At 59.7% G+C, this 24,814-nt stretch carries 29 protein-coding genes; 18 read left to right on the top strand and 11 right to left on the bottom strand.

All coding sequences use genetic code 11. The annotated features are described in order from the left end of the window. Positions 1–186: 186 nt before the first annotated feature. Together FIV35_RS15690 and FIV35_RS15695 are read left to right on the top strand one after the other, a co-directional pair. Entirely contained in the window at positions 187–1,728 is a 1,542-nt protein-coding gene (locus tag FIV35_RS15690) for an EAL domain-containing protein (RefSeq protein WP_034138051.1), read from the top strand. A 196-nt stretch (positions 1,729–1,924) separates the two neighbouring features. Further along, positions 1,925–2,287, top strand: coding sequence for a histone-like nucleoid-structuring protein, MvaT/MvaU family (locus FIV35_RS15695; protein ID WP_034097985.1), 363 nt, complete (start codon positions 1,925–1,927; stop codon positions 2,285–2,287). Positions 2,288–2,399: 112 nt separating this feature from the next. Here FIV35_RS15695 and FIV35_RS15700 read toward each other — a convergent pair whose 3' ends face one another. After that, positions 2,400–2,936 carry a DUF4946 domain-containing protein gene (locus FIV35_RS15700; protein ID WP_034138050.1) on the bottom strand — a complete coding sequence of 179 codons (537 nt, stop codon included), beginning with the start codon at positions 2,934–2,936 and terminating at the stop codon, positions 2,400–2,402. Between the two features lie 196 nt (positions 2,937–3,132). Between FIV35_RS15700 and gloA the strand changes: the two genes are divergently transcribed. After that, entirely contained in the window at positions 3,133–3,654 is a 522-nt protein-coding gene (gene gloA, locus FIV35_RS15705) for a lactoylglutathione lyase (RefSeq protein ID WP_034097989.1), read from the top strand. Positions 3,655–3,707: 53 nt separating this feature from the next. On the opposite strand, the gene ahpF is transcribed toward gloA, so the two are convergent. The 3 genes from ahpF to FIV35_RS15720 all read right to left on the bottom strand — a co-directional run bounded on the left by ahpF (position 3,708) and on the right by FIV35_RS15720 (position 7,035). Then, positions 3,708–5,273, bottom strand: coding sequence for an alkyl hydroperoxide reductase subunit F (gene ahpF, locus FIV35_RS15710; protein WP_034097991.1), 1,566 nt, complete (start codon positions 5,271–5,273; stop codon positions 3,708–3,710). Between the two features lie 132 nt (positions 5,274–5,405). Further along, complete coding sequence (gene ahpC, locus FIV35_RS15715; protein WP_003191303.1) at positions 5,406–5,969, bottom strand: alkyl hydroperoxide reductase subunit C; 564 nt, start codon at positions 5,967–5,969, stop codon at positions 5,406–5,408. 133 nt (positions 5,970–6,102) lie between these two features. Then, positions 6,103–7,035, bottom strand: a complete 933-nt coding sequence (locus FIV35_RS15720; protein WP_034138049.1) for a site-specific integrase — start codon at positions 7,033–7,035, stop codon at positions 6,103–6,105. Between the two features lie 170 nt (positions 7,036–7,205). Here FIV35_RS15720 and FIV35_RS15725 point away from each other — a divergent pair, with 170 nt between their 5' ends. Continuing rightward, positions 7,206–8,213 (top strand): DNA-binding protein, encoded by a 1,008-nt coding sequence (locus tag FIV35_RS15725; protein WP_034138048.1) that lies wholly within the window; start codon positions 7,206–7,208, stop codon positions 8,211–8,213. On the opposite strand, the gene gorA is transcribed toward FIV35_RS15725, so the two are convergent. After that, positions 8,214–9,572, bottom strand: coding sequence for a glutathione-disulfide reductase (gene gorA / locus FIV35_RS15730; RefSeq protein ID WP_034138047.1), 1,359 nt, complete (start codon positions 9,570–9,572; stop codon positions 8,214–8,216). 105 nt (positions 9,573–9,677) lie between these two features. Beyond that, positions 9,678–10,517 carry a UTP--glucose-1-phosphate uridylyltransferase GalU gene (gene galU / locus FIV35_RS15735; protein ID WP_003173830.1) on the bottom strand — a complete coding sequence of 280 codons (840 nt, stop codon included), beginning with the start codon at positions 10,515–10,517 and terminating at the stop codon, positions 9,678–9,680. Positions 10,518–10,825: 308 nt separating this feature from the next. On the opposite strand from galU, the gene FIV35_RS15740 reads away from it, so the two are divergent. Beyond that, positions 10,826–11,011, top strand: a complete 186-nt coding sequence (locus FIV35_RS15740) for a hypothetical protein (protein ID WP_016969599.1) — start codon at positions 10,826–10,828, stop codon at positions 11,009–11,011. Between the two features lie 143 nt (positions 11,012–11,154). Next, the gene (locus tag FIV35_RS15745) at positions 11,155–11,436 is read left to right on the top strand and encodes a hypothetical protein (protein ID WP_034098001.1); all 282 of its coding nucleotides are present in this window, start codon (positions 11,155–11,157) and stop codon (positions 11,434–11,436) included. 10 nt (positions 11,437–11,446) lie between these two features. Here the strand turns inward: FIV35_RS15745 and FIV35_RS15750 are convergent, their stop codons facing one another. The 4 genes from FIV35_RS15750 to FIV35_RS15765 form a co-directional block, all read right to left on the bottom strand. Next, positions 11,447–11,677, bottom strand: a complete 231-nt coding sequence (locus FIV35_RS15750) for a hypothetical protein (RefSeq protein WP_034098003.1) — start codon at positions 11,675–11,677, stop codon at positions 11,447–11,449. A 75-nt stretch (positions 11,678–11,752) separates the two neighbouring features. Next, on the bottom strand, positions 11,753–12,676 hold the full coding sequence (locus tag FIV35_RS15755; protein ID WP_034138046.1) for a c-type cytochrome: 924 nt from the start codon (positions 12,674–12,676) through the stop codon (positions 11,753–11,755). Continuing rightward, the gene (locus tag FIV35_RS15760) at positions 12,673–13,320 is read right to left on the bottom strand and encodes a c-type cytochrome (RefSeq protein WP_034138045.1); all 648 of its coding nucleotides are present in this window, start codon (positions 13,318–13,320) and stop codon (positions 12,673–12,675) included. The genes FIV35_RS15755 and FIV35_RS15760 overlap by 4 nt, the downstream gene beginning before the upstream one ends. Before the next feature lie 173 nt (positions 13,321–13,493). Then, the gene (locus FIV35_RS15765) at positions 13,494–13,844 is read right to left on the bottom strand and encodes a hypothetical protein (protein ID WP_034098008.1); all 351 of its coding nucleotides are present in this window, start codon (positions 13,842–13,844) and stop codon (positions 13,494–13,496) included. A gap of 213 nt (positions 13,845–14,057) precedes the next feature. On the opposite strand from FIV35_RS15765, the gene FIV35_RS15770 reads away from it, so the two are divergent. From FIV35_RS15770 to FIV35_RS15815, 11 genes are all read left to right on the top strand, one after another. Beyond that, complete coding sequence (locus FIV35_RS15770; RefSeq protein WP_003191319.1) at positions 14,058–14,360, top strand: DUF1883 domain-containing protein; 303 nt, start codon at positions 14,058–14,060, stop codon at positions 14,358–14,360. A gap of 24 nt (positions 14,361–14,384) precedes the next feature. Then, positions 14,385–14,552, top strand: a complete 168-nt coding sequence (locus tag FIV35_RS29610) for a hypothetical protein (protein ID WP_170245406.1) — start codon at positions 14,385–14,387, stop codon at positions 14,550–14,552. Between the two features lie 4 nt (positions 14,553–14,556). After that, the gene (gene alkB / locus FIV35_RS15775) at positions 14,557–15,222 is read left to right on the top strand and encodes a DNA oxidative demethylase AlkB (protein ID WP_034138044.1); all 666 of its coding nucleotides are present in this window, start codon (positions 14,557–14,559) and stop codon (positions 15,220–15,222) included. Positions 15,223–15,297: 75 nt separating this feature from the next. Beyond that, complete coding sequence (gene ada, locus FIV35_RS15780) at positions 15,298–16,350, top strand: bifunctional DNA-binding transcriptional regulator/O6-methylguanine-DNA methyltransferase Ada (RefSeq protein ID WP_034138043.1); 1,053 nt, start codon at positions 15,298–15,300, stop codon at positions 16,348–16,350. 109 nt (positions 16,351–16,459) lie between these two features. After that, on the top strand, positions 16,460–17,518 hold the full coding sequence (locus FIV35_RS15785; protein WP_034138042.1) for an NAD(P)H-dependent flavin oxidoreductase: 1,059 nt from the start codon (positions 16,460–16,462) through the stop codon (positions 17,516–17,518). Between the two features lie 98 nt (positions 17,519–17,616). Then, the gene (modA, locus tag FIV35_RS15790) at positions 17,617–18,369 is read left to right on the top strand and encodes a molybdate ABC transporter substrate-binding protein (RefSeq protein ID WP_034138041.1); all 753 of its coding nucleotides are present in this window, start codon (positions 17,617–17,619) and stop codon (positions 18,367–18,369) included. Next, positions 18,370–19,050 carry a molybdate ABC transporter permease subunit gene (modB, locus tag FIV35_RS15795; protein ID WP_034138040.1) on the top strand — a complete coding sequence of 227 codons (681 nt, stop codon included), beginning with the start codon at positions 18,370–18,372 and terminating at the stop codon, positions 19,048–19,050. Positions 19,051–19,055: 5 nt separating this feature from the next. After that, positions 19,056–20,135, top strand: coding sequence for a molybdenum ABC transporter ATP-binding protein (modC, locus tag FIV35_RS15800; RefSeq protein WP_034138039.1), 1,080 nt, complete (start codon positions 19,056–19,058; stop codon positions 20,133–20,135). 79 nt (positions 20,136–20,214) lie between these two features. After that, positions 20,215–21,264 carry a DNA topoisomerase IB gene (locus tag FIV35_RS15805; protein WP_034138038.1) on the top strand — a complete coding sequence of 350 codons (1,050 nt, stop codon included), beginning with the start codon at positions 20,215–20,217 and terminating at the stop codon, positions 21,262–21,264. A gap of 123 nt (positions 21,265–21,387) precedes the next feature. Continuing rightward, complete coding sequence (locus tag FIV35_RS15810) at positions 21,388–23,010, top strand: ATP-binding cassette domain-containing protein (RefSeq protein ID WP_034138147.1); 1,623 nt, start codon at positions 21,388–21,390, stop codon at positions 23,008–23,010. A gap of 69 nt (positions 23,011–23,079) precedes the next feature. Further along, positions 23,080–23,784 (top strand): YoaK family protein, encoded by a 705-nt coding sequence (locus FIV35_RS15815; protein ID WP_034138037.1) that lies wholly within the window; start codon positions 23,080–23,082, stop codon positions 23,782–23,784. Positions 23,785–23,929: 145 nt separating this feature from the next. On the opposite strand, the gene FIV35_RS15820 is transcribed toward FIV35_RS15815, so the two are convergent. Then, positions 23,930–24,283 (bottom strand): hypothetical protein, encoded by a 354-nt coding sequence (locus FIV35_RS15820; RefSeq protein ID WP_034113797.1) that lies wholly within the window; start codon positions 24,281–24,283, stop codon positions 23,930–23,932. A gap of 179 nt (positions 24,284–24,462) precedes the next feature. On the opposite strand from FIV35_RS15820, the gene FIV35_RS15825 reads away from it, so the two are divergent. Beyond that, the gene (locus FIV35_RS15825; protein WP_034098026.1) at positions 24,463–24,678 is read left to right on the top strand and encodes a hypothetical protein; all 216 of its coding nucleotides are present in this window, start codon (positions 24,463–24,465) and stop codon (positions 24,676–24,678) included. Positions 24,679–24,814: the final 136 nt, after the last annotated feature.

Raw genomic sequence — 24,814 nt, forward strand, 5'->3', positions numbered from 1 at the left:
ACCCTGGCGCGTGCAAGGAGTTTGTTGCACAGGCGGAACTCCAACAGAATCACCACGCCGCCCAGCTCTGGTCTCCTGCGCACAAAACCCGGATCACGCGAGCATATTCGAACCGAGCCATCTATCATCGGAGCATCCCTGACCGCTACGCCGGTCACGCTCTCTGCGCAATAGGTTTCAGACCCCATGCCCCTCAGTGTCCAAGGCCCTTCAAAGCCGATCACCCGCTATGCCATCAGCCTGTTGTGCACGCTGCTGCCGATACTGCTGGGCGTGCTTATTCTGCATTGGCAGGCCGAACGCACCCTGGAGCAGAGTACCGCGCAGACCGCCCAGGAAGCCGTGCGCCAGTTCGACCTGATGCTCGACAACACCGCCCTCGCCGCCCAGGCGCTCCTGCCATTGGCCGGACAACCGTGCGACAGCGCTACCCAACTGGCGTTGCGCGAGCAGGTGACACGCCGGCCGTTCGTGCGGGCGACCACCCTGTCCTGGCAAAAGAACATCTATTGCACTTCGCTGTTCGGCGGCGATTACGCCTCGCCCGTCAACCCGGACGATTACGTGGACGGGCGCCTGTGGTTGATGAATGGCAACCCGGTCACACCGGATACGGCGCTGCTGGTCTACCGCCTGGTTGACGGCGACAAGGCCGCGTTCGCCTCCATAGACGGGTACCACCTGACCAACGCGCTGCGCCTGATCAGCCGGTATGCGCAATTGATCCTGCAGGTCGGGCCGCACTGGCTCGACGATCAAGGCCGGGTCCACGAGACACTGCCACCGGTATTTGCGGTGGCTCATCACCACCTGGCGTCGGAACGCTATCGCTACAGCGTCGAAGCAGGCATGCCGGCCGGCGAAGTGTGGCGATATATGCAGGCTCGCTATCCTGCGCTATTGAGCCTGGTGGTGTTTTTTGGCGTGCTGGCAGGGCTGCTCGCCCATTGGCTGCAAAAGCGCTCGTCGGCGCCGACCCATGAGCTGCAACGGGCACTGGGCGCCAATGAGTTCATTGCTTTTTTCCAACCCGTGGTGCGCGGCGACACCCGTGACTGGGCCGGCTGTGAAGTGCTGATGCGCTGGCAGCACCCCAAGGAGGGCTTGGTTCGGCCGGACCTATTCATTCCGCTGGCCGAGGATAGCGGCCTGATTGTGCCCATGACCCGCGCCCTGCTCCGTCAGGCCGCCGCTCAATTGGCGCCCCATGCCTCACGCTTTGCGCCGGGTTTTCATATCGGTGTGAACATCACCGCGCGCCACTGTCAGGACTTGCAACTGGTGGACGACTGTCGCGAATTCCTCGCCGCGTTTGCACCTGGCCAGGTGATTCTGGTGCTGGAGCTCACCGAACGCGAATTGATCGAACCCACGGACGTCACGCGACGTCTGTTCGATGCCTTGCATGCGCTTGGGGTGATGATCGCCATCGATGACTTCGGCACCGGCCACTCCAGCCTGGGTTATTTGCGCAATTTCAATGTGGACTACTTGAAGATCGATCAGAGTTTTGTCGCCATGATCGGCGTGGATGCACTCTCCAGCCATATTCTGGACAGCATCATAGAGTTATCTGGCAAGCTCGATTTGGGCATTGTCGCCGAGGGGGTAGAAACGGCGCAGCAGTGTGAATACCTGGCCGCTCGCGGGGTGGACTATCTTCAAGGCTACCTGTTCGGCAGACCTTTACCCTGTGATGAATTCATTAAGTCCCTGGCCAGCCATTGAATAGCCATGCACTAGCGATGCGCAAATAATGTTAATGGGACAAAAGACATGATTTACTCGTGACGAATTAACTACTACAATTTTTCTTGCCTGTGCAGAACTCGCAGGAGGCTTCTTCTTAGAGTCGCCTTAAAGCGCTTGGCTTGCAGCTTTTTTACAGTTGATATCAGCCAACTACACTATTGGAGTACCTATTTTGTCCAAACTCGCCGAATTTCGCGCAGCAGAAAGAGCCCTTCAAGAGCAGCTGGCCCAGCTGGAGTCCTTGAAGAACGACGCCAGCTTGAAGAAAGAAATCGAATTCGAAGAAAAACTCCAAGGGCTGATGAAGACCTATGGCAAGAGCCTGCGCGATATCATCGCGATCCTGGATCCTAGCCTGAGCAAGGCCAGCGCGGTCGCCTCCGCGCCTAAGCAGCGCCGCGCACGCGTGGTCAAGGTTTACCAGAACCCGCATACCGGCGAACTGATCGAAACCAAAGGTGGCAACCACCGTGGCCTCAAAGCCTGGAAAGAAGAGCACGGCGCGGAAACCGTTGAATCCTGGCTGCGCAAGTGATCCACACGCACTAATAAAAAGCCCCGCACATGCGGGGCTTTTGTTATTCAACGGTTCGCAAGTGAACTTAAATAAAAGTTCATTTCGTTCAAAATCGATCGTCGCGATTGCTCTAAAGTTTCAGGCTGTCACGCACCGAACTGACTTCATTCTTGCTGGCGTCATAGGCTTGTGCCTGACCGGCGTATGAAAATACATACGCCTTATCAGTGTCGACCGCACCCACCAATGTTTGTGATAGCACATGCCGCCCGTTCTCGGTGATCACGCAAGTAGTTTCCAGTGCGTCGAGGCGGCTCAATGTCGAAGGGTGCATCTTGGTGCACACGCTTTGATAGCCGCCTTGGGCAAAGTCTTTTTGAATAGACTTACGCATTTCCAGCAGAACGCCTTGAAGATTAACTTTATGCCCCGCCTCAATCGGCGTAGCGGTCAGTTCCATGACCATCAAAGTCTGCCCATTCTCGTCATTCTTGATCGCTCGCTGTCGGGACACGGCCTGAGCGCTGACGGAAGCATCGCCCTCGGGCGCCAGCTCTTCGATTTGCCAGCCGCTGGGCCAATGAACTTCCGGCTCGCCAGCCAACACCCACTGACTGGTCAACAGCACACATACAGTACTCAACAGCGGTTTACGACACTCAATCATTGCGAAAACACCCCAGGGACCAGCGGCAAAGTGTGAGGCCCGCCACCTGCCAGTCGCAAGGCCTACGCGGGCTTTTTCATTTGGCGCGGCGGACGGGCCTTGCGTATCATGGCCCGGCTGCATAAATGCTTGCCGCAAGCCAAGGGAGCACTCCACGCTGGAGTCGCGTTTGCCCCATTTTTTTTCTGGAGGGCCCATGAGCCTGCACGAACTGAACACCTTCCCGGGCGTCACCGCCCAGCCTGATACCGCCACCACGAACTTCGTGTTCAACCACACCATGCTGCGGGTCAAGGACATCACCCGCTCGCTGGATTTCTACACCCGCGTCCTGGGGTTCTCCCTGGTTGAAAAGCGCGACTTCCCGGAAGCTGAATTCAGCCTGTACTTCCTGGCGCTGGTGGATAAATCCCAGATCCCGGCCGACGCGGCCGAGCGTACTCAGTGGATGAAGTCGATTCCCGGCATCCTGGAACTGACCCACAACCACGGCACCGAAAACGATGCGGACTTTGCCTACCATAACGGCAACACTGATCCGCGTGGTTTTGGCCATATCTGCATCTCGGTACCGGATATCGTTGCCGCCTGCGAGCGTTTCGAAGCCCTGGGCTGTGACTTCCAGAAACGTCTGACCGATGGCCGCATGAAAAGCCTGGCATTTATCAAAGACCCGGACGGTTACTGGGTCGAGATTATTCAACCCGCACCGATGTAAACGAAAAAAAACCCCATGATCGCTCATGGGGTTTTGCATTTCCGGGCCTGTATTTATGCTGGCGCGGAGGTGCGGATCAGGTGGTCGAATGCGCTCAAGGAAGCCTTGGCGCCCTCGCCCACGGCGATCACGATCTGCTTATACGGCACAGTAGTGACGTCGCCGGCGGCAAACACGCCAGGCAGTGAGGTCTCGCCACGGGCATCGACGATGATCTCGCCACGCGGCGTCAGCTCCACCGTGCCTTTGAGCCAATCGGTGTTGGGCAGCAGGCCGATCTGTACGAAGATACCTTCCAGGTCGAGGGTCTTGAACTCGCCGCTGTCGCGATCTTTGTACGCCAGGCCGGTGACTTTCTGCCCATCGCCTTTCACTTCGCTGGTCAACGCACTGGTGATCACGTCCACATTCGGCAGGCTGTACAGCTTGCGCTGCAGGACTGCATCGGCGCGCAACTTGCTGTCGAATTCCAGCAGCGTAACGTGGCTGACAATACCCGCCAGATCGATGGCCGCTTCGACGCCGGAGTTGCCGCCGCCGATCACTGCCACACGCTTGCCCTTGAACAGCGGGCCGTCGCAGTGCGGGCAGAAACACACGCCCTTGGCCTTGTATTCCTGCTCGCCCGGCACACCCATTTCGCGCCAGCGTGCACCGGTGGCCAGAATCACGGTCTTGGACTTGAGGGTCGCGCCGCTTTCGAAGCGGATCTCGTGCAGTTCGCCGGCATTTTTTGCCGGGATCAGGCTGCTGGCGCGCTGCAGGTTCATGATGTCCACGTCGTACTGACGCACATGGGCTTCCAAAGCACTGGCCAGTTTCGGCCCTTCGGTTTCCTGTACCGAGATAAAGTTTTCGATGGACATGGTGTCCAACACCTGACCACCGAAACGCTCGGCGGCAACACCGGTGCGAATGCCTTTACGCGCAGCATAGATAGCCGCCGAGGAGCCCGCTGGGCCACCGCCGACCACCAGCACATCAAAGGCGTCTTTAGCGCTGATTTTCTCAGCGGCTTTTTCGGCGCCGCTGGTGTCGAGCTTGGCGAGGATTTCTTCCAGCCCCATACGGCCCTGGCCAAAGTTGACCCCGTTGAGGTAAACGCTGGGCACCGCCATGATCTGACGCTCATCGACTTCAGCCTGAAACAGCGCACCGTCGATAGCAACGTGGCGGATATTCGGGTTGAGCACTGCCATCAGGTTCAGCGCCTGGACCACATCCGGGCAGTTCTGGCAGGACAGCGAGAAGTACGTCTCGAAGCTGAACTCGCCTTTGAGGGCGCGGATCTGTTCAATAACTTCGACACTGGCCTTCGACGGGTGGCCACCGACTTGCAGCAGGGCCAGCACCAACGAAGTGAATTCATGGCCCATGGGGATACCGGCAAAACGCAGGCTGATCTCGGCACCCGGGCGGTTGATGGAGAACGACGGCTTACGCCCATCGTCACCATCGGTTTTCAGCGTAATCAGCGTAGTAAGGCTGGTTACGTCTTGTAAAAGAGCCAGCATTTCCTGGGATTTCGCACCGTCGTCGAGGGAGGCGACGATCTCGATCGGCTGTGTGACCCGTTCCAGGTATGACTTCAACTGAGCTTTAAGATTGGCGTCCAACATACGGGCGATTTCCTGTTCATTCGGTTTATTACAGTCGAAAAAAAACGCCCGAGCGAATCTCGCCCGGGCGTTTTGAGGGCGGTTGCAGCTTACTTCACAGGTGCGGAAACCCGCCCTAGAGACTTCACAGACTTAGATCTTGCCGACCAGGTCCAGGGACGGGGCCAGGGTGGCCTCGCCTTCTTTCCACTTGGCTGGGCACACTTCACCCGGGTGAGCGGCAACGTACTGAGCGGCCTTGATTTTGCGCAGCAGCTCGGAAGCGTCACGGCCAACACCGCCGTCGTTGAGTTCAACGATTTTGATCTGGCCTTCCGGGTTGATCACGAAAGTGCCACGGTCTGCCAGGCCAGCTTCTTCGATCAGCACGTCGAAGTTGCGGGAGATGGTCAGGGTCGGGTCGCCGATCATGGTGTACTGGATTTTGCCGATGGCTGGCGAAGTGTTGTGCCAGGCTGCGTGGGCAAAGTGGGTGTCGGTGGACACGCTGTAGATCTCGACGCCCAGTTTCTGGAATTCGGCGTAGTTGTCGGCCAGGTCTTCCAGCTCGGTTGGGCAAACGAAGGTGAAGTCGGCTGGGTAGAAGAACACCACAGACCATTTGCCTTTCAGGTCAGCGTCGGTCACATCTACGAAGCTGCCGTTTTTGAACGCAGTGGCTTTAAACGGTTTTACTTGGCTGTTGATGATAGGCATCGTTGACTCTCCGTCAGGGGTTAAGAAGTTGATGAGGTGAATCCTACCCAGTCTCTCGATAGATGGCTCATTGGCAAACCTGATGCTGATGATTGGTTTTCCCTATCAGGTCACCCTATTAATAGAAGAAAACTCAAATCAATGGCTGGTTAGCCAGCGTCATACCAAGAAAGGGCGTCGCTTCAACATAGCGCATGGCGGATTTCATGTCGTTCCAGCCGACATAACTCATCAATGACTTCATATCCCAGCCATTGCGATGGGCCCACGTAGCGAACCCCCGCCGCAGCGAATGGCTGGTGTAGTGCTCGGCCGCGATGCCGGCGCGCTCAAGTGCCTGGCGCAGCAGCGGGATGACGCTGTTGGGATGCAAGCCCTTCTCCCCTACATTGCCCCAGCGGTCGATACCACGAAACACCGGCCCGCGCACCAATGCCGCCGTACTTAGCCAATCGCCATAGGCCTGCACTGGGCACAGGCGCAGCAGAGCCGGGGTGTGGTAGGTCTTGCCCAGGTTGTCGCGATCACTTTTGCTGCGCGGCACATACAAGCTGATTCCGGCCCCCGGTGTGACCTGCACATGCTCCACTTGCAAGCGGCATAGCTCGTCACTGCGAAAGCCACGCCAGAAGCCCAGCAGGATCAACGCCCTGTCGCGCGTGGCCCGCAGCAGCCGGGCCGTGTCCTGGGACTCGTTCGCTTGCTGCGCCTCCTGCTCAAGAAAAGCTACCACCTGCTCCAACTGTTGGAGTTGCAGCGGCTCGGCTTGCTTTTCCCGCGCGGGGTGCACCGCACGGATGCCCTTGAGCACCTTACGCACCACCGGCGCCTTGGTGGGATCAGGAAAGCCTTGGCTGGTATGCCACTGCGCCAACGCCGAGAGCCGCAACTTCAAGGTATTGACCGCCAGCACACCCGCGTGCGCGACCAAGTAGCGCGCCACGCTGTCGCTGGTGGCCGGCAGAAACCCGCCCCAGCTCACTTCGAAATGTTCAATGGCCGCGCGGTAGCTACGGCGCGTGTTATCGCGAGTGGCGGCGTTGAGGTATCGATCCAGATCGCTCATGGAGGGCCTATTCGTACTGGAAACGGGGACAGTTGCGCTGAAGACACGCATGACGCGGGATAATACGCCAATATCCCATCTGTTAACTTCATAATTTGAACGTGAAATAATCCATGTTAGAGTACGTAACTACATACTACGTACCACAGTACTAAATCGACGGAGACCTCATGGCGCGCGGCGGCATCAATAAAGCAGTGGTTCAAACGGCACGCTTGGCGATCATTGCCAGAGGCGAACACCCCAGCATCGATGCAGTACGCATCGAGATGGGCAATACCGGCTCCAAGACCACCATTCATCGCTACTTGAAGGAGTTGGATGAGAGCGAATCACGCGTCACCATCACCGAGGCGCCCATCGACGAAGAACTGAGCGAGCTGGTCGCGCGGCTGGCCCAGCGTCTCAAAGACAAGGCTCAGGAGCCGATCGACCTGGCCTTGGCGCAATTCGAACAAGAGAAAACTGCCCTGCACGCCCAGCTGCAAACCCTGCAGGACGCCCGTCAGCAGCTTCAGCAGCAATTCGATATTCAAGCCGCTGCCCTGGCGGAAGAAAGCGCAGCCTTGCAAACCGCCAGCACCAGCCTGCAAACCGAGCAGACCCGCAATGCCGGACTCAGCCAGGCGTGCAGCGATTACGAGTTGCGCCTTAACGATAAAGATGAGCAGATCCGCTCGCTGGAAGACAAACACACCCACGCGCGGGATGCCCTGGAGCACTACCGCAGCGCCATCAAGGAACAGCGCGAGCAGGAACAGCGGCGTCACGAAGGCCAGTTGCAACAAGTTCAGGCAGAGCTACGCCAGGCCCAGCAAAGCGCCATGGTGCGTCAGGATGAGATCACTCAATTGCATCGGGATAATGAGCGGCTGCTGATCGAACACCGGGTCACAGCGAAAGAGCTGGCGGCACTGCAGGAAAAACTCCAGAAAGATCAGACCGAGCACCGCCAGCTCAGCGAACAGCTCAACCGTATCGACGGCGAGCGCACCTTGCTTCAAGAGCGTCTGCGCGTGGCGCTGGTGGACAGTCAGTCGCGACAGGCAGCACTGACTGAATACCAGCAAGCCAACAAAACCCTGGAACTGGACCTGCTCAAGGCCCAGGCCAGTATCGAAGCCTTGCGTCTGGCCGCCGTCGTTGCAACGGCGCCAGAAGCCAAGCCCTCCGACTGATCAGTCGGCCACTGGCGTGCGCATGGTGACGAATTCTTCCGCCGCCGTAGGATGCACGCCTATGGTTTCGTCGAAATGCCGCTTGGTCGCGCCCGCCTTGAGCGCGATCGCCAGGCCCTGGACGATTTCGCCCGCGTCCGGACCGACCATGTGGCAGCCCAACACCTTGTCGGTGTCGGCATCCACCACGAGCTTCATCAGGGTCTTTTCCTGGCAGTCGGTCAGGGTCAGTTTCATCGGGCGGAAGCGACTTTCGAAAATCTGAACGTTATGGCCGTTTTTCTTCGCCTCCTCCTCTGTCAAACCTACAGTACCGATATTCGGCAGGCTGAACACCGCCGTCGGAATCATCGCGTAATCCACTGGGTGATACTGCTCGGGCTTGAATAGGCGACGCGCTACGGCCATGCCTTCAGCCAGGGCAACCGGAGTGAGCTGCACGCGACCGATCACATCGCCGATGGCCAGGATTGAAGGTTCGGTCGTTTCGTACTGATCATTGACCTGCACGAAGCCACGCTCGTCGAGAGCGACCCCGGTGTTTTCCAGGCCCAGGTTGTCCAGCATCGGACGCCGGCCAGTCGCATAAAACACGCAGTCCGCCTCCAGCACACGGCCATCCTTGAGGGTGGCCTTCAGGCTGCCATCGGCTTGTTTGTCGATGCGTTCGATATCGGCGTTGAACTGCAGATCCAAGCCGCGTTTAGTCAACTCCTCCTGCAGATGCTTGCGCACCGAGCCGTCAAAGCCGCGCAAGAACAAATCACCGCGATACAGCAAGCTAGTCTGAGCGCCCAGGCCATGGAAAATCCCGGCAAACTCAACGGCGATATAACCGCCGCCCACCACCAGCACGCGCTTGGGCAACTCCTTGAGGAAAAACGCCTCATTGGAGCCAATGGCATGTTCGCGCCCTGGAATCTCCGGAATCTGCGGCCAGCCGCCCGTGGCGATCAGGATGTGCTTGGCGGTAAAACGCTCACCATTGATTTCCACCTGATGCGGGTCCACCAATCGCGCGTGCCCTTCGTGCAGGGTCACGCCGCTGTTGACCAGCAGGTTGCGGTAGATACCATTGAGGCGATTGATCTCGCGATCCTTATTGGCGATCAACGTCGCCCAATCGAAATTCGCCTCGCCCAAGGACCAGCCAAAGCCGCTGGCCTGTTCGAAGTCTTCGGCAAAATGCGCGCCGTACACCAAGAGCTTTTTCGGCACGCAGCCCACGTTCACACAGGTGCCGCCTAGATATCGGCTTTCCGCTACGGCAACCTTGGCGCCAAACCCTGCGGCAAAACGCGCCGCGCGAACACCGCCGGAACCGGCGCCAATTACATACAGATCAAAATCGTAGGCCATTTCACTCTCCTCGGCAGGACACCAGCATACCGACTTACATGGGGCTGAAAAACGAAAAAGCCACCCGAAGGTGGCTTTCTCTTAAAACCGGCGAACAGGCGTGAATCAGTACGCCTTGCCAGTCTTGTAGAAGTGCTCGTAGCAGAAGTTGGTGGCTTCGATGTAGCCTTCCGCGCCGCCGCAGTCGAAACGCTGGCCCTTGAACTTGTAGGCAATCACGCAGCCGTCTTTGGCTTGCTTCAACAGAGCGTCGGTGATTTGGATCTCACCGCCCTTGCCTGGCTCGGTTTCTTCGATCAACTTGAAGATGTCCGGGGTCAGGATGTAGCGACCGATGATCGCCAGGTTCGATGGAGCATCTTCCGGTGCAGGTTTCTCGACCATGTCGCGTACGCGGATCAGGCCATCACCAATGTCATCACCGGCGATCACGCCGTACTTGTTGGTTTCGGTCGGGTTCACTTCCATCACAGCAACGATGGTGCAGCGGTATTTCTGGTACAGCTTGACCATCTGGGTCAGTACGCCGTCGCCTTCCAGGTTTACGCACAGGTCGTCCGCCAGTACCACGGCGAACGGTTCGTCACCGATCAGCGGGCGACCAGTCAGAATCGCGTGGCCGAGGCCTTTCATTTGCGTCTGGCGGGTGTAGGAGAACGAGCACTCGTCCAGCAGCTTACGGATGCCGACCAGGTATTTTTCCTTGTCGGTGCCCTTGATCTGATTTTCCAGCTCGTAGCTGATGTCGAAGTGGTCTTCCAGGGCGCGCTTACCGCGACCGGTCACAATGGAGATTTCATTCAGACCGGCATCCAGAGCTTCTTCCACACCGTACTGAATCAGTGGCTTGTTCACCACCGGCAGCATCTCTTTGGGCATGGCCTTGGTCGCTGGCAAGAAGCGAGTGCCGTAACCGGCTGCTGGGAACAAGCATTTCTTGATCATATGGGTCCTTACAAAGGGCTATGCGTACGGAATTCGGCGCAGTCTAATCAGGCCGCAGCCACCTTACAATGGGTCCTGCTGGCGTTGCGATGTCATCATAGAGAAAAAATCTCAGCGTAAGTTCCACTTATCTTACAAACAGCACTGCCGTTACTTCGGCAAAAATACCCACTGCTTATTGTTTCAATCTGCTGAAGCCTTTTTATCACGCTGGCGCGCTGGAACATTGACCTGGATTAACTTGCCCTGAACCCTGACATTTGGCGCTATCATTGCGGCCTTGAACCAGACCACGAGATTGTTAATAGATGTCAGAACCCAAAGGTGTGAACGGCTACCTGATTACCCAGCGCGCGGACGGCTGGCATTTGATCAACTTCCACGGCGACAGCGTCGCTGGCACCTTCGCCACCGAACGTGAGGCGATCGCAGTGGCCGAAGTGTTCGTGGATGAGGCCGGCCACGCTTCGAGCAAGCGCCCGAAAGGCAAGTAAGCGTCAGCCTTCACCTATGAAGCCCCTGAGAATGGGGCTTTTTTGTGTTTGTCTGTACGCAGATGGCAGTTCGCTATAATCTTCGGCAAACGCCCCACGACAGTGTCAGCGCTCCCCTCCTACACCCTTAATGACGAACACTTATGAACAAGATTCTGGCACTTACTGCGGCACTGGCACTCGCCGGCTGCACCACCACCTCGGACGTCTACCTGAAAAACGGCGAACAAGGCCTGACCATTGATTGTTCCGGCGAAGCCAATTCCTGGGCCAGCTGTTACGAAAAGGCCGACGCTTCATGTGCAGGCACCGGCTACCGTATTGTCGGCACCGAAGGCACGCCGTCGCTCAAGGAAAGCGAGAAAACCCTGGGCCAGGACGTTGGCAACTACAAAAGCCGCAGCGTCGTCGTGGTGTGCAAATAAGCGTCGGCGCTTACAGCTGAATGTCGGCGAACTTGATGCCCAGGCCGCGAATGGTCTCGATCAGATCGTCCAGGCGCTGGAACGACTCCACTTCATCTTGATCGTCCACCAGGAAAAAACTGCGTCCACCGCTTTTTTTGAAGAAAACGATCCACTCGCCGAGGTCGGCAGGATTCTGGATGACATGGGTGGCCGAGATCTGACCCTCGGCATGGCGGGCTCTGACATCTTCACGTTTCATAACTGGCTTCCAGAAAAGACAAATACCGCGCGAACCCGGGCTCGCACGGCATTTTTGCATTGAATGGTCGACAGTCTAACGGATGCCCTGCCCGATCAGCACGCCCTCTACGGTTTGGCCATACAAATTGACGCCGTCGTTGGCGTGGAACTTCAGTCGGGTCTTCTCCACCGAGCCGTCCACCAGGCGCGGATCCTGCGGCCGTTCGTGGCTGTTGACGTAGGCCGCCACATCCCAGGCCTGCTGGTCGCTCAAACTGCCGCCTTTACCCAATGGCATATTGTGTTTGATAAACGACGCGGCCGTATTGATGCGGTGCATGCCCGCGCCCCAGTTGTAGGAATCCTTACCCCATAGCGGTGGCATCGCGTAGTCGTCGCCTACCTTTTGCCCTTGGCCTTGCGGCCCATGACACACCGCACACTGCTCTCCATAGACCTGTGCGCCCCGAGCCAAGCTGTAACCTTCTGCCGGTTGCGCTACCTCTGGGTACCCGCGCCCCGGCAGCTCGACGCCCAGCGGCGCTTTACTGGCCAGCCAATAGGAATATACCGATAAAGCGGTGATTTCCGGGCTGTCGGCGGCCGGCGGGGTGCCGCCGTTCATGCTGAATTGGAAACAGCCCTGCAACCGCTCGGCGTAGGTGTTGACCTTGTCGTTCTTCTTTCTATACGCCGGATACATAGGATACGCCGCCCACAACGGCGCCGAGTTGGCCAGGCGGCCCTGATTGAGATGGCAATTGCTGCAGTTGAGGCCGTTGCCGACAAACTTGGGGGCCAGACGTTTGGTGTCGACGAACAACGCATATCCCTGCCTGACCAACTTGCCATAGGCATTGTCGGGCAAATCTTTTTCCGCCGGTGGCTGGAACACGCTGGCTGACGATTTGACCGAATGGGGTACTAACTGGGATTGGTCTTCCATGGCGATGGTTGCGGCATGGCTTGGCAGGACCATCAACAGCCCGACAGCGGGAGTGATCAGATGCGCCTTCATGGCTTAGCCTCCACGTTCAATGACGCGAAGTACTGAGCCACACCCTGGACTTCCTCGGCGGTCAGTGACTTGGCGATGTGCCCCATCAGATCATTGGCATCGTTGCGGCGAGTGCCGTTCTGCCAGGCGCTCAACTGCGCAGCCAGATAAGCCGCAGGCTGGCCGGCCAGTGGCGGGAACGCGTCACCGATGCCGCTGCCGGCCGGACCGTGACAACTGACGCACGCAGGAATCTGCCGCTCCCACGCGCCTTGCCAGGCAAGTTGCTGCGCGGCTGTGGTCGGCATTTCGCTGCGGTGCAGCGCAGCCGGTGCTGGCGCTGGCATCGCGGCGATGGCTTGGCTCAGTGCGTCCACCTCCGCTTGTGTCAGGGCAATTGCCAGCGGGCGCATCACCGGGCTGCTGCGGCTACCGCTTTTGAAATCTTCCAGCTGCTTGCGTACATAGGGCGCCGGCAGCCCCGCCAACCGCGGGAAACCAGCCGCCGCCATGCCTGAACCATCCGCACCATGGCAAGCCACACAGGGCATGGCGCCGGGCTGCGCACCGCCTTCCATAAAAATTTTCTTACCATCCAGCGCCTGGGCGTTATCCACCAGCAAAAGCAGCGCGCTACTCATCAGCACTCGTTGCAGAGCTTTCATCACGACTCCGTTTTTATTGTTATGAGTTGATGCATTTACGGCATAAACCTTAGAAAGCGTAGGGCAATGACCCTGCTTCCACAACATTACCGCCGAGAATAAAAAAGCCTGACACTGCAGCGGCAGGGCCAGGCTTTTATCGGATTCGAAGTCTGATGATGAGGCTCAAAGGATCAGCCGGAGATGCAGTCCTCACCGGCTTTTTTCACATCGCCCGGACGAATCGGCACATTCGACATGCTCTCGTAGAGCTTGATGCTGCTGCCGCTGGAGCGTTCCTCAATTTCAAAAATCGCCGATGGGTCGGCCGAGAACTTCTGCGGCACGATCACCCTGACACCTTCCTTGTGCGGCTCGATCTGCGGTGGCCGACGGGTAGTGGAGAGTTTCTGCACAACACATGCGGCGTATTCCTGCGGCTTCTTACCGGAAATCACTGCCAACGTTGGCGGGGTCTGCTTGATGTCTGCAACCGAAGCACATCCACCCAACGCCAAGGCCAGAACCAACACACTCCACTTCATATAAAAACCTCCGATAAAGACCCTACGACAGCGGGGATGGTAAATTTCTCCCGGACACGTAGGATTTATCCCTGATCACACGGTAAATAACTGTTTTAATTTGTCGACGCCGTTGAAGACGGGCCGATAATAAACGCGCTGGGGCTGATAAACTCCATCTTAACCTACGTATCATTCTGATTTTTCAGAAAAAGCCCTTCTGGAGACACTCCCATGAAATTTATCCACCAGCGCGAGCACCTCAACGAGGGAGATATTGTCGTCATCGAATGCTCGCAAACCTGCAATATCCGTCTGATGAGCGACGCGAACTTTCGCAGCTTCAAAAACGGCGGCCGCCACACTTACCATGGCGGTGCGTTCGACAAATTCCCTGCGAAGATCACCGCGCCGAGCACCGGTTTCTGGAACATCACCCTGGATGTGGTCACCCGCCGCGCCATCAGCGTGACCCGCAAACCTGCGCTGTCCCACAAGATTCGTATCGTGCGTCGTACCAGCTCCAAGCTGAGCTGATCCGCCCTTCCACAGGAAATAACCGTGACTGCCACCACCAAATACGTGATCAAGTACAAGCTCAACGGCGAGCGCCGCTTCGAGTTTGCCCACCTGCACAGCAACGACTTGGAAGAAGCCAAGCAAGCCTTGGCGAAAATTCACGAAGCCAGTGATGAAATTACCGACATCACTGTGAGCAAGGCGCTCTAAGCCCATGCCCGGCCCCACTGCGGACCTGTTCGCCGACCACGCCTTGCAGCAACCCGCAGGGCGTGAGCAGATCGGCGAACAGTCCTACGTGCTAAGGGGCTATGCCTTGCCTTGGATTGATCGTCTTCTGCCAGAACTGCGCCGCGTGTTGGCGCAAGCACCGTTTCGCCAAATGGTTACCCCCGGTGGCTTTACCATGTCGGCAGCCTTGAGCAGTTGTGGTGACCTGGGCTGGACCACCGACACCACCGGCTATCGCTACACCCCCTTCGACCCGCGCACCCAACAGCCTTGGCCCGCCTTGCCCGAAGCCTTGCGGGCATTGGCTGTAGAGGCGGCGGCCGAGGCCGGTTTCGCCGCCTTCGCCCCCGACGCCTGCCTGATCAACCGCTATGTGGCCGGGGCCAAGATGTCGCTGCACCAGGACAAAAACGAGCGCGATTACGCAGCGCCCGTGGTGTCAATATCCCTGGGCCTGCCGGCGATCTTCCTGTTCGGTAGCCATGCCCGTGCAGACAAACCGCAGAAAGTCTCGCTGTTCCATGGCGATGTGGTGGTCTGGGGCGGTGTGGACCGCCTGCGCTTTCATGGGGTGATGCCGATCAAAGACGGGGTGCATCCGGTGATGGGCCCGCAACGCATCAACCTGACGCTACGCACCGCCGGTTGATTTGACCGCAAGCTTCGGAGTGTCAGGCGGTCTCGGCGCGGTTAATCTGCCCGGGAGCCGTCAAGAGTGCCAAGCATGACTATCGAACAAGATCCCCGCTGGGCTGCCATTGTGGCCCGTGACAGCAACGCCGATGGGTCGTTTGTGTATGGCGTTAAGACCACCGGTGTCTATTGCCGCCCCAGCAGCGCCTCGCGGCTGCCGCGCCCGGAGAATATTGAGTTTTTCGACACCCCGGCGCAGGCCGAAGCCGCCGGCTATCGCCCCAGCAAACGCGCGAGCGGCGACCAGACACAACTGGCCGCCCACCATGCCCAATTGGTGGCCGATGCGTGCCGGCATATCGAGCAGGCCGCCACTGCGCCGAGCCTCAATACCCTCGCTGACCGAGCGGGTCTGAGCCCGTTCCATTTCCATCGCGTTTTCAGGGCCGTGACGGGCCTGACGCCCAAGGGCTACGCCAATGCCCATCGTTCCCGCAAAGTGCGCGACGGGCTCAAGGGCCAGCATTCCGTGACGGCTGCGCTGTACGACGCCGGTTTTAATTCCAACAGTCGTTTTTATGAAGCGGCCGATCAGGTGCTTGGCATGAAACCCAGCGACTACAAGGCCGGCGGCGCTCACAACGCTATTTGGTTCGCCGTCGGGCAGTGCTCGCTGGGGGCGATTTTGGTGGCGCAGAGCAGTCGAGGCGTCTGTGCGATCCTGCTGGGTGACGACCCCGAACAACTGCTGCGCGACCTGCAAGACCAATTCCCCAAGGCCGAACTGGTGGGCGCCGATGGCCCATTCGAAAGGTTGGTGGCCCAGGTCGTCGGCTTTGTGGAGGCGCCCGCGCTGGGCCTGGATTTGCCGTTGGACCTGCGTGGCACCGCGTTTCAGGAGCGTGTGTGGCAAGCCTTGCGGGATATCCCAGTGGGCAGCACCGCCAGTTATGCGCAGATCGCCCAGCGCATCGGCGCCCCCAAGTCGTTTCGTGCCGTGGCCCAGGCGTGCGGCGCTAACAGCCTTGCGGTGGCAATCCCTTGCCATCGGGTGGTGCGCAGCGACGGCGAGCTGTCCGGCTACCGCTGGGGCGTTGCGCGCAAGCAGGCATTGCTTGAGCGCGAACGTAACGGCAAAAGCTGATAGCCCTGCACGAAACGTCCCCAGCGTCCAGTGAATAAAACAGACTGGCCGCGTGACATACGCCCTGCTAAAAACAGCGAAACCACTGACCTTCGCTGGAGACCCATCCATGAGCACCTGGCCTGACACACGGATTCTCGACTTGCTCGGCATCGAGGTACCCATCATCCAGGCGCCCATGGCCGTCGGCACCACGCCCGCCATGGTGATTGCCGCCAACCAGGCAGGCGCGTTGGGCTCGTTGCCCGCGGCCGCGCTGAGTATCGAGCAGCTGCGTGAAAGCCTCAGCGTCATCCGTGCAGCCAGCAACCGGCCGATTAACGTGAACTTCTTCTGCCATCAGCCGCCAGCGCCGGACGACGCTCGCGACCAACGCTGGAAAGCCCTGCTGCAACCGTTCTACCGCGAACTGGGCGCCGATTTCGAGGCGCCGACGCCGGTGTCCAACCGTGCGCCGTTCAACGACGAGGCGTGTCAGGTGGTAGAAGCGTTCCGTCCCGAGGTCGTCAGTTTCCACTTCGGGCTGCCGGAAAAAGCCTTGTTGGATCGGGTCAAAGCCACGGGGGCCAAGGTGCTGTCGTCGGCCACCACGGTGGAAGAAGCCCTCTGGCTAGAGGCCCACGGGTGCGATGCGATCATCGCCATGGGCATCGAGGCTGGAGGTCACCGGGGCATGTTCCTTAGCGATGACCTCAACACTCAGATCGGCCTGATGGCGCTGGTGCCGCAGATCGTCGACGCCGTCAGCGTGCCGGTGATCGCCGCGGGCGGTATCGGCGACGCGCGGGGCATCGTCGCGGCGTTCGCCCTGGGCGCCTCGGCGGTGCAGGTCGGCACGGCGTATCTGTTTACCCCCGAAGCCAATGTGAGCGCGGCCCATCACTATGCGTTGCGCCACGCCCAGGCCAGTGAAACCGCCTTGACCAACCTGTTCACCGGCCGCCCAGCGCGAGGCATCGTCAATCGAGTCATGCGCGAATTGGGCGCGATGAATCCAGCCGCGCCAGCATTTCCCCGCGCCGGCGGCGCCTTGATGCCGCTCAAAGCCAAGGATGAAGGCGGCTTCAGCAACCTGTGGTCAGGCCAGGCCTTGCGTCTGGGCCGTGACATCGGCACCTATGAACTGACGCGTCAATTGGCCGAGCAGGCGCTGGCCAAGCTCACGTAATCCGTTGCGGCAACGTTGCACTGTACCGGCAGTGGCCAACCGCTATATAGTCCCGTACATAGCGATTACCCACGCCGTGCATTCCAAGGAGCTGCTTCATGCTGATTCATGCCTCACGCCTGGCCGTACTGGCTACCGCCCTCGTGTTCGGCTCGGCCCACGCCGATGAAGTCCAAGTGGCGGTGGCGGCCAATTTCACCGCACCGATCCAGGCGCTGGCCGCCAGCTTCGAACAGGACACCGGCCATAAACTGGTCGCGTCCTACGGTGCCACCGGCCAGTTCTACACCCAGATCAAGAACGGCGCGCCCTTTGAAGTGTTCCTCAGCGCCGACGACAGCACCCCACAGAAACTCGAAAACGAAGGCGATACAGTCAAAGGCTCGCGCTTCACCTACGCCGTGGGCACCTTGGCGCTGTGGTCGCCTCAAGCTGGCTATGTCGATGCCAACGGTGAGGTGTTAAAACGCAATCAGTTCAAGCACTTGTCCATCGCCAACCCCAAAGCCGCGCCCTATGGCCTGGCCGCCACCCAGGTATTGGCCAAACAGGGCCTGAGCGACCAGGTCAAGGACAAGCTCGTCGAAGGCCAGAACATCACCCAGGCCTATCAGTTCGTTTCCACTGGCAACGCCGAGCTGGGCTTTGTGGCCTTGTCGCAGATATATAAAGACGGCAAAGTCACCCGCGGTTCGGCGTGGATCGTCCCCGCGGCCTTGCATGACCCGATCAAACAGGACGCGGTGATCCTCAACAAAGGCAAAGACAGCGCCGCTGCCAAAGCGCTGGTCGAATACCTCAAAGGGCCGAAAGCCGCTGCTGTTATCAAATCCTACGGTTACGAGCTGTAAATGCCCCTATCGAGTGCCGACTTTTCCGCGATCTGGTTGACCATCAAACTGGCATCACTGACCACCGTGATCCTGCTGGTCATCGGCACTCCGATTGCCCTGTGGCTGTCACGTACGCGCTCCTGGTGGCGCGGGCCGGTGGGGGCGATCGTCGCCCTGCCCCTGGTGCTGCCACCGACGGTGATCGGCTTTTACCTGCTACTGAGCATGGGGCCCAACGGTTACTTCGGCCAGTTCACCCAGTGGCTGGGGCTGGGCACCCTGACATTCAGCTTCGCCGGGCTGGTGATCGGCTCGGTGATCTATTCCCTGCCGTTTGTGGTGCAGCCGTTGCAAAACGCTTTTTCGGCCATCGGCACGCGGCCTTTGGAAGTCGCTGCAACACTGCGCGCCGGGCCGTGGGACACGTTCTTCAGCGTCATCCTGCCCCTGGCGCGGCCAGGGTTTGTCACCGCTTCCATTCTGGGTTTTGCCCACACCGTGGGTGAATTCGGTGTGGTGCTGATGATCGGCGGCAATATTCCGGACAAGACGCGCGTGGTGTCGGTGCAGATCTATGACCATGTCGAAGCCATGGAATACGCCCAGGCCCATTGGCTGGCCGGCGCCATGGTGGTGTTCGCCTTCTTTGTGTTGCTGGCGCTCTACTCCAGCCGTAAAACCAACATGGGCTGGAACTGATATCGATGATGGAAATACGCCTGCAACTGTCGTACTCCGGCTTTGCCCTCGATGTGGACCTGCACTTGCCCGGGCGCGGCGTCACTGCGCTTTACGGGCATTCCGGCTCGGGCAAGACCACTTGCCTGCGCTGCATCGCCGGGTTGGAGCGGGCCGGCGACGGCTTTGTGCGGATCAACGATGAGGTCTGGCAAGACAGCCGCAGCGGCCTATTCGTACCACCGCACCAGCGTCCTTTGGGGTATGTGTTCCAGGAAGCGAGCCTGTTTGCGCATTTGTCGGTGCGCGCCAACCTGGCCTTCGGCCTCAAGCGCACACCGCGCGCGCAGCGGCGGGTGGACATGGCTCAGGCCACCGAACTGCTGGGCATCGGCCACTTGCTCGAACGTCACCCGCAGCACCTGTCCGGCGGCGAGCGCCAGCGCATCGGCATCGCCCGCGCTCTGCTTACCAGCCCGCGCTTACTGCTGATGGATGAGCCCCTGGCCGCCCTCGACAGCCAGCGCAAAAGCGAAATCCTGCCGTACCTGGAACGCCTGCACGACGAGTTAGACATTCCGGTGCTGTACGTCAGCCATGCCCAGGATGAGGTGGCGCGCCTGGCCGATCACATCGTGCTGCTCAGCGACGGCAAAGCCTTGGCCAGCGGTCCCATCGGCGTCACGCTGGCACGCCTGGACCTGCCATTGGCGCGTGGCGATGAAGCGGGTGTGGTGATCGACGGCGTGGTCACTGCCTACGATGCGCACTACCAATTACTCACGTTGCAGTTGCCGGGCAGCGCCTCGACCATGCGCGTGGCCCACGCACCGCTGGGCGTCGGCCAGGCCCTGCGGGTCAAGGTGCAGGCTCGTGACGTGAGCCTCAGCCTGCAGGCCGAAGAACACAGCAGCATCCTCAACCGTTTGCCAGTGACCGTTACCGAGGAAATCGCCGCGGACAATAGCGCCCATGTACTGGTGCGCCTGGACGCCGGTGGCACACCGTTACTGGCGCGCATCACACGGTTTTCCCGCGATCAGTTGCAATTGCATCCCGGTCAGGCTCTGTGGGCGCAGATCAAGGCCGTGGCGGTGCTGGCCTAGCAAACCTTTTGGCACGACCGCACACAGCTGCGGTCCATCAGACATACCGGCCTGATTTTGTTGCCAAGGAACCTGACCCATGCCCGACTCCGCGCTGCCCGCCGACCTGCCTCGCGACTTGCATTACGTTGATGACACCCAGCCGGGCATTCGCCGCAAGAAAGTGCGCGGCAAATTCCAGTACTTCGACCCCAAGGGCGAACGCATCACCGATGCCGAAGAGATCCATCGTCTCAACGCCCTGGCAGTGCCACCGGCCTACACCGACGTGTGGATCTGCGCCGACCCGCGCGGCCACCTGCAAGCCACCGGCCGCGACGCCCGTGGGCGCAAGCAATACCGCTACCACACGCGCTGGCGCGAAGTGCGCGACACCGACAAGTACGCGCGCTTGCAAGCCTTCGGCAATGCCCTGCCAAAACTGCGCAAGCAGCTGGAAGCACAACTGGCCGAGTCCGGTTTCACCCGCGAGAAAGTCCTGGCTACGGTGGTGATGTTGCTGGACGCCACCCTGATCCGCGTCGGCAATACCCAATACGCCCGCGACAACAAATCCTATGGCTTGACCACCCTGCACAACCGTCATGTGGACGTCAAAGGCAGCGAAATCCAATTCCAGTTTCGCGGCAAGAGCGGCGTCGAGCACCAGCTCAGCGTGAAGGACCGGCGCCTGGCAAATGTGGTGAAACGCTGCATGGAATTGCCGGGACAGAACCTGTTCCAGTACTTGGACGAGAACGGCGAGCGCCACACGGTCAGCTCTCATGATGTGAATGCCTATCTGCACAGCCTCACCGGCGAAGACTTCACCGCCAAGGACTACCGCACCTGGGCCGGCACCGCCATGGCGTTGGCGGTGCTGCGCGAGTTGGAGTGGCAGCCCGAATCCGATGCCAAGCGCCATGTGGTATCGATGGTCAAGGATGTCGCCAAACAGCTGGGCAATACTCCGGCGGTGTGCCGCAAGTGTTACATCCACCCGGCGGTGCTGGAGCATTTCAGCCTTGGCGAGTTGTCGAAATTGCCCAAGCCTCGAGTGCGCAAAGGCTTGAAAGCCGAGGAAGTTGCACTGGCGATGTTCCTGGAACGACTGGCGGCCGACTTGCCGCAAAAGGCCAAGGCAGGTTAGGCTCTGCCGCCCTCCTGTTCTCTAGGACGACCGCCGACGTGAACCACTAAGCCTTCCAAAATGTATCCGCAACCAGCGCAACGCGCGCTAGTTGGCCTGTCCGACATTTTTTTGGAGGTGCTGATGACTCACGTCAAACGGCTGCCCGCAATGATTTCCCTGCAACACGTTACCTTCCAGTTCGCCAATGGCGAAACCTTGCTGGCTGACTTGAACCTGTCCATCGATCACACCTCCACCGGTATTGTGGGACGCAATGGCCGTGGCAAAAGCGTGCTCGCGCAATTGATCGCCGGGGTGCTTGTGCCGTCATCCGGCTCGATCTCCCGCTCGGCCAGCGCGGTCTATGTGCCGCAACGGGTGGTGGTCAATCCGGGAATGAGCGTTGCCGATCTTAGCGGCACTGCCAACGTGCTGGCAGCGCTGGAACGCATGGCTGCGGGCGCGGCGCACATCGACGATTTTGACCTGATCGACAATCGCTGGGATCTGGCCGAACGTCTGCGCGGGGCCCTGGATGAAGCCGGTCTGGCGTCACTGGCGGCGGATTCATCAGCCGAACAACTCAGTGGCGGCCAACTGGCGCGGGTAGTGCTGATTGGCGCCCTGTTGGCGTCGCCACAGGTGCTGGTGCTCGACGAGCCCACCAACCACCTCGACAGCGATGGCCGCGCCTGGCTGATGCGAGCGCTGGGCCAGTGGCGCGGCGGCTTGGTGGTGGTCAGTCACGATCGGCCCTTGCTCGATAGCCTGGGGCGCATCGTCGAAGTGTCGCCCCTCGGTCTTCTCGTCTATGGCGGTAATTACGAGACTTATCGCCGGCAACGCGACGCCGAGCAACAGGCCGCCGTCGCGGCATTGGAACAGGCGCGCCTGGAGCGCAGTCGCGAACGCCGTCGCCTACGAAAGGACCACGATACACTGCAACGCAATGCCGCCCGTGCTCACCAGCACGCACAAACTGCGAATGTGGACCGGTTTACCCAGGCGCGCTGGAAGCGCACCGCCAGCGAAGTGGTCAGCAGCGTGCGCAGTGAGCAATACGCGCGTAAACAACAACTGGATACTCAAGTCCGCCAAGCCCATGAGCGCGTGGAGGAACAGTCGCCGACATTGATCGCCTTGCCGGCGTCGACGGTGCCTAAGGGGCGGCTGGTGCTGAGGTTGGTGGATGCATGCCTACCATGGTTGCATACACCCGCACTGACGCTCAGTTTGACGGGCCCCGTGCGAGTAATCGTGCAGGGCCCTAACGGTTGCGGCAAATCCACCTTGCTCAAAGTGCTGGCGGGCGATTCCCACCCGGTCAGAGGTGAGTGTTGTGTGCCGGTGCCCACCGCCTACATCGATCAGCAACTGGCCTTTCTGGAGGACCGACGCTCGGTTATCGAACACCTCAATCTGCTCGAAACGCCGCTGGCCGAAGGCGAGCTGCGTACTCGCCTGGCTTTGCTGCAACTGAACGCCGTGCGTGTGACTCAGCCGGTCGCGCAGCTCAGCGGTGGCGAGCGTTTAAAGGCCGCGATGGCGATTGCCCTGTGGCGTGAAATCCCGGCGCAATTATTGTTGCTGGACGAACCGACCAACCACTTGGACCTGGAGTCGGTGCTTGCCTTCGAACACGCGTTGCAAGGGTTTGCGGGCGCATTGGTGGTGGTATCCCATGACGAGGCGTTTGTCCGGGCCATCGGCCCGACCCATCGGTTGCAGTGGACATCCACAGGATGGTGCCTGGAAGCTGTCTGAGATCATTGCGCGTAAGGTCAAAGCGTCCTACCGTAGTGGCCGGATAATCTCACCGAGGAACCCGCGCCCATGCTGCCCCCGCCCCGCAAACCGTACGCCAACGCTGCACTGGCTCATCGACGCTTATGGCGAGGCCGCATCGGCATGATGCTGGTGGGCAGCTTATCGGTGCTGGCGGGTATGACGGATGCCATTGGCTTTATGGCCAGCGGCGACTTCGTTTCGTTCATGAGCGGTAACACCACTCGCCTGGCGGTGGCTATTGGCGCCGGCGACCACAGCCTGACCGTACGACTACTGTTGCTGGTCGCCACCTTTGTTCTGGGGAACGCGCTGGGGATCGTGGTCAGCCGATTCAGCCGGCGCCACGCCCTGCCGCTGCTGCTGTATATCGCTGCGCTGCTGTGCTGCGGCGCCTTTTGGCCATTCGAAGACATGTTGCCCGCGCTACTGGCTGCCATCGTGGCCATGGGCATGCTTAACGCGGCGGTCGAGGAAGTGAATGGTCTGCCGGTGGGCCTGACCTATGTGACCGGCGCACTTTCGCGTTTCGGTCGCGGGCTGGGCCGTTGGCTGCTGGGCGAACGTCGCAGCGGTTGGAGGGTGCAACTGATCCCATGGGGCGGCATGTTTGTCGGCGCCGTGATCGGTGCAGTGTTGCAGCAGCACATGGGCCTGCGCGCGCTGTGGGTCAGCGCTGCATTGGCGGCGGTGTTGGGGTTGGTGTCGTTGAAGATCCCGCGGCGTTGGCACTTGGGCTACATGCCACGCTGATAAAGGGAGGATGCTCGCCCGGCGCGACGGCCTCGACGTCCGTGTACTGGTAAAGAGCCATCACCCCGGGCGAGCGAGGTGAATCATAAGCCAATGCCCAACGCCTGTCCCGCCGGGCGTTTCCGAATATGACTAAGGCAAGGGACTACAGACAGGTCGCCAGCGCGGCCAAGCGACGCTTGGCGGGCATCGTGTCTTCGGCGGCGTAGTACTTGACGCTGGAACCTGCGCCTACGCTCTGAATGTCGACGAAGTAATCGCCGCCGGTGGTGTACACGGTGAAACCACCCGCCTCGCTCGGTTCCTTGAAGCCACCGGCATCCACGCCGAATACGCTTTCATCCTGCCAGCCGAACTGAATGCATTCGGCAACCACCAATGTGGCCTTGTCCGATGCCAGGGTTTTGTAGGGTGCGCCGGTGCGCGCCTCGTTCATCTTCGAACCCGCGCAACCGCTCAGTACCGCCAGTGCCAATGCGCCCAATACCACGTTCCGCATGCCATCGCTTCCTTGGAAAAAACGCGACTCTACCATTTACGGGCACCCGCCAAAGACTATTAGGTAGCTCTGGTGGTGCCTGATCGAGGTTGGAGTGGCATCGGCATAAACATGGCACTATGATGCCGCGGTCGGCTTCACTGAAGAGGTCGACCGGTTATTTTCTACAAGGAAGCGTCATGAAAGATTTCGTTATCAGCGTTAACAACACGGTTTTGTACATCGCCCTGGCCTTCGTCTGGTTGATCGGTCTGGTGTCGATGTTCAGCGCCAGCTTCCTGTCGGGCCTGGCGGTTCTGGTCGGGGGAACGTTGACGTGGTGCATCATTTCCGGCTTCTGGTTCGTCCAGTCGGCCACCTACGAAGAGCTGCGCAAGCTCAACGCAAAAAACTGATGCCCTGAAGCGGCCCCGATTGGGGCCGCTTTGCTTTGGCAGGATAAATTTATCTTCACTGTGATACGCGCCGTAGCCACCTACACTGGCCGGGCTCATTTTTATGAAGTCTTCCTTCTGCCCGCTCTCCCGCGGG

Origin of the sequence: Pseudomonas rhodesiae, assembly GCF_007858255.1 — a bacterium.
GTDB lineage: Bacteria > Pseudomonadota > Gammaproteobacteria > Pseudomonadales > Pseudomonadaceae > Aquipseudomonas > Aquipseudomonas rhodesiae.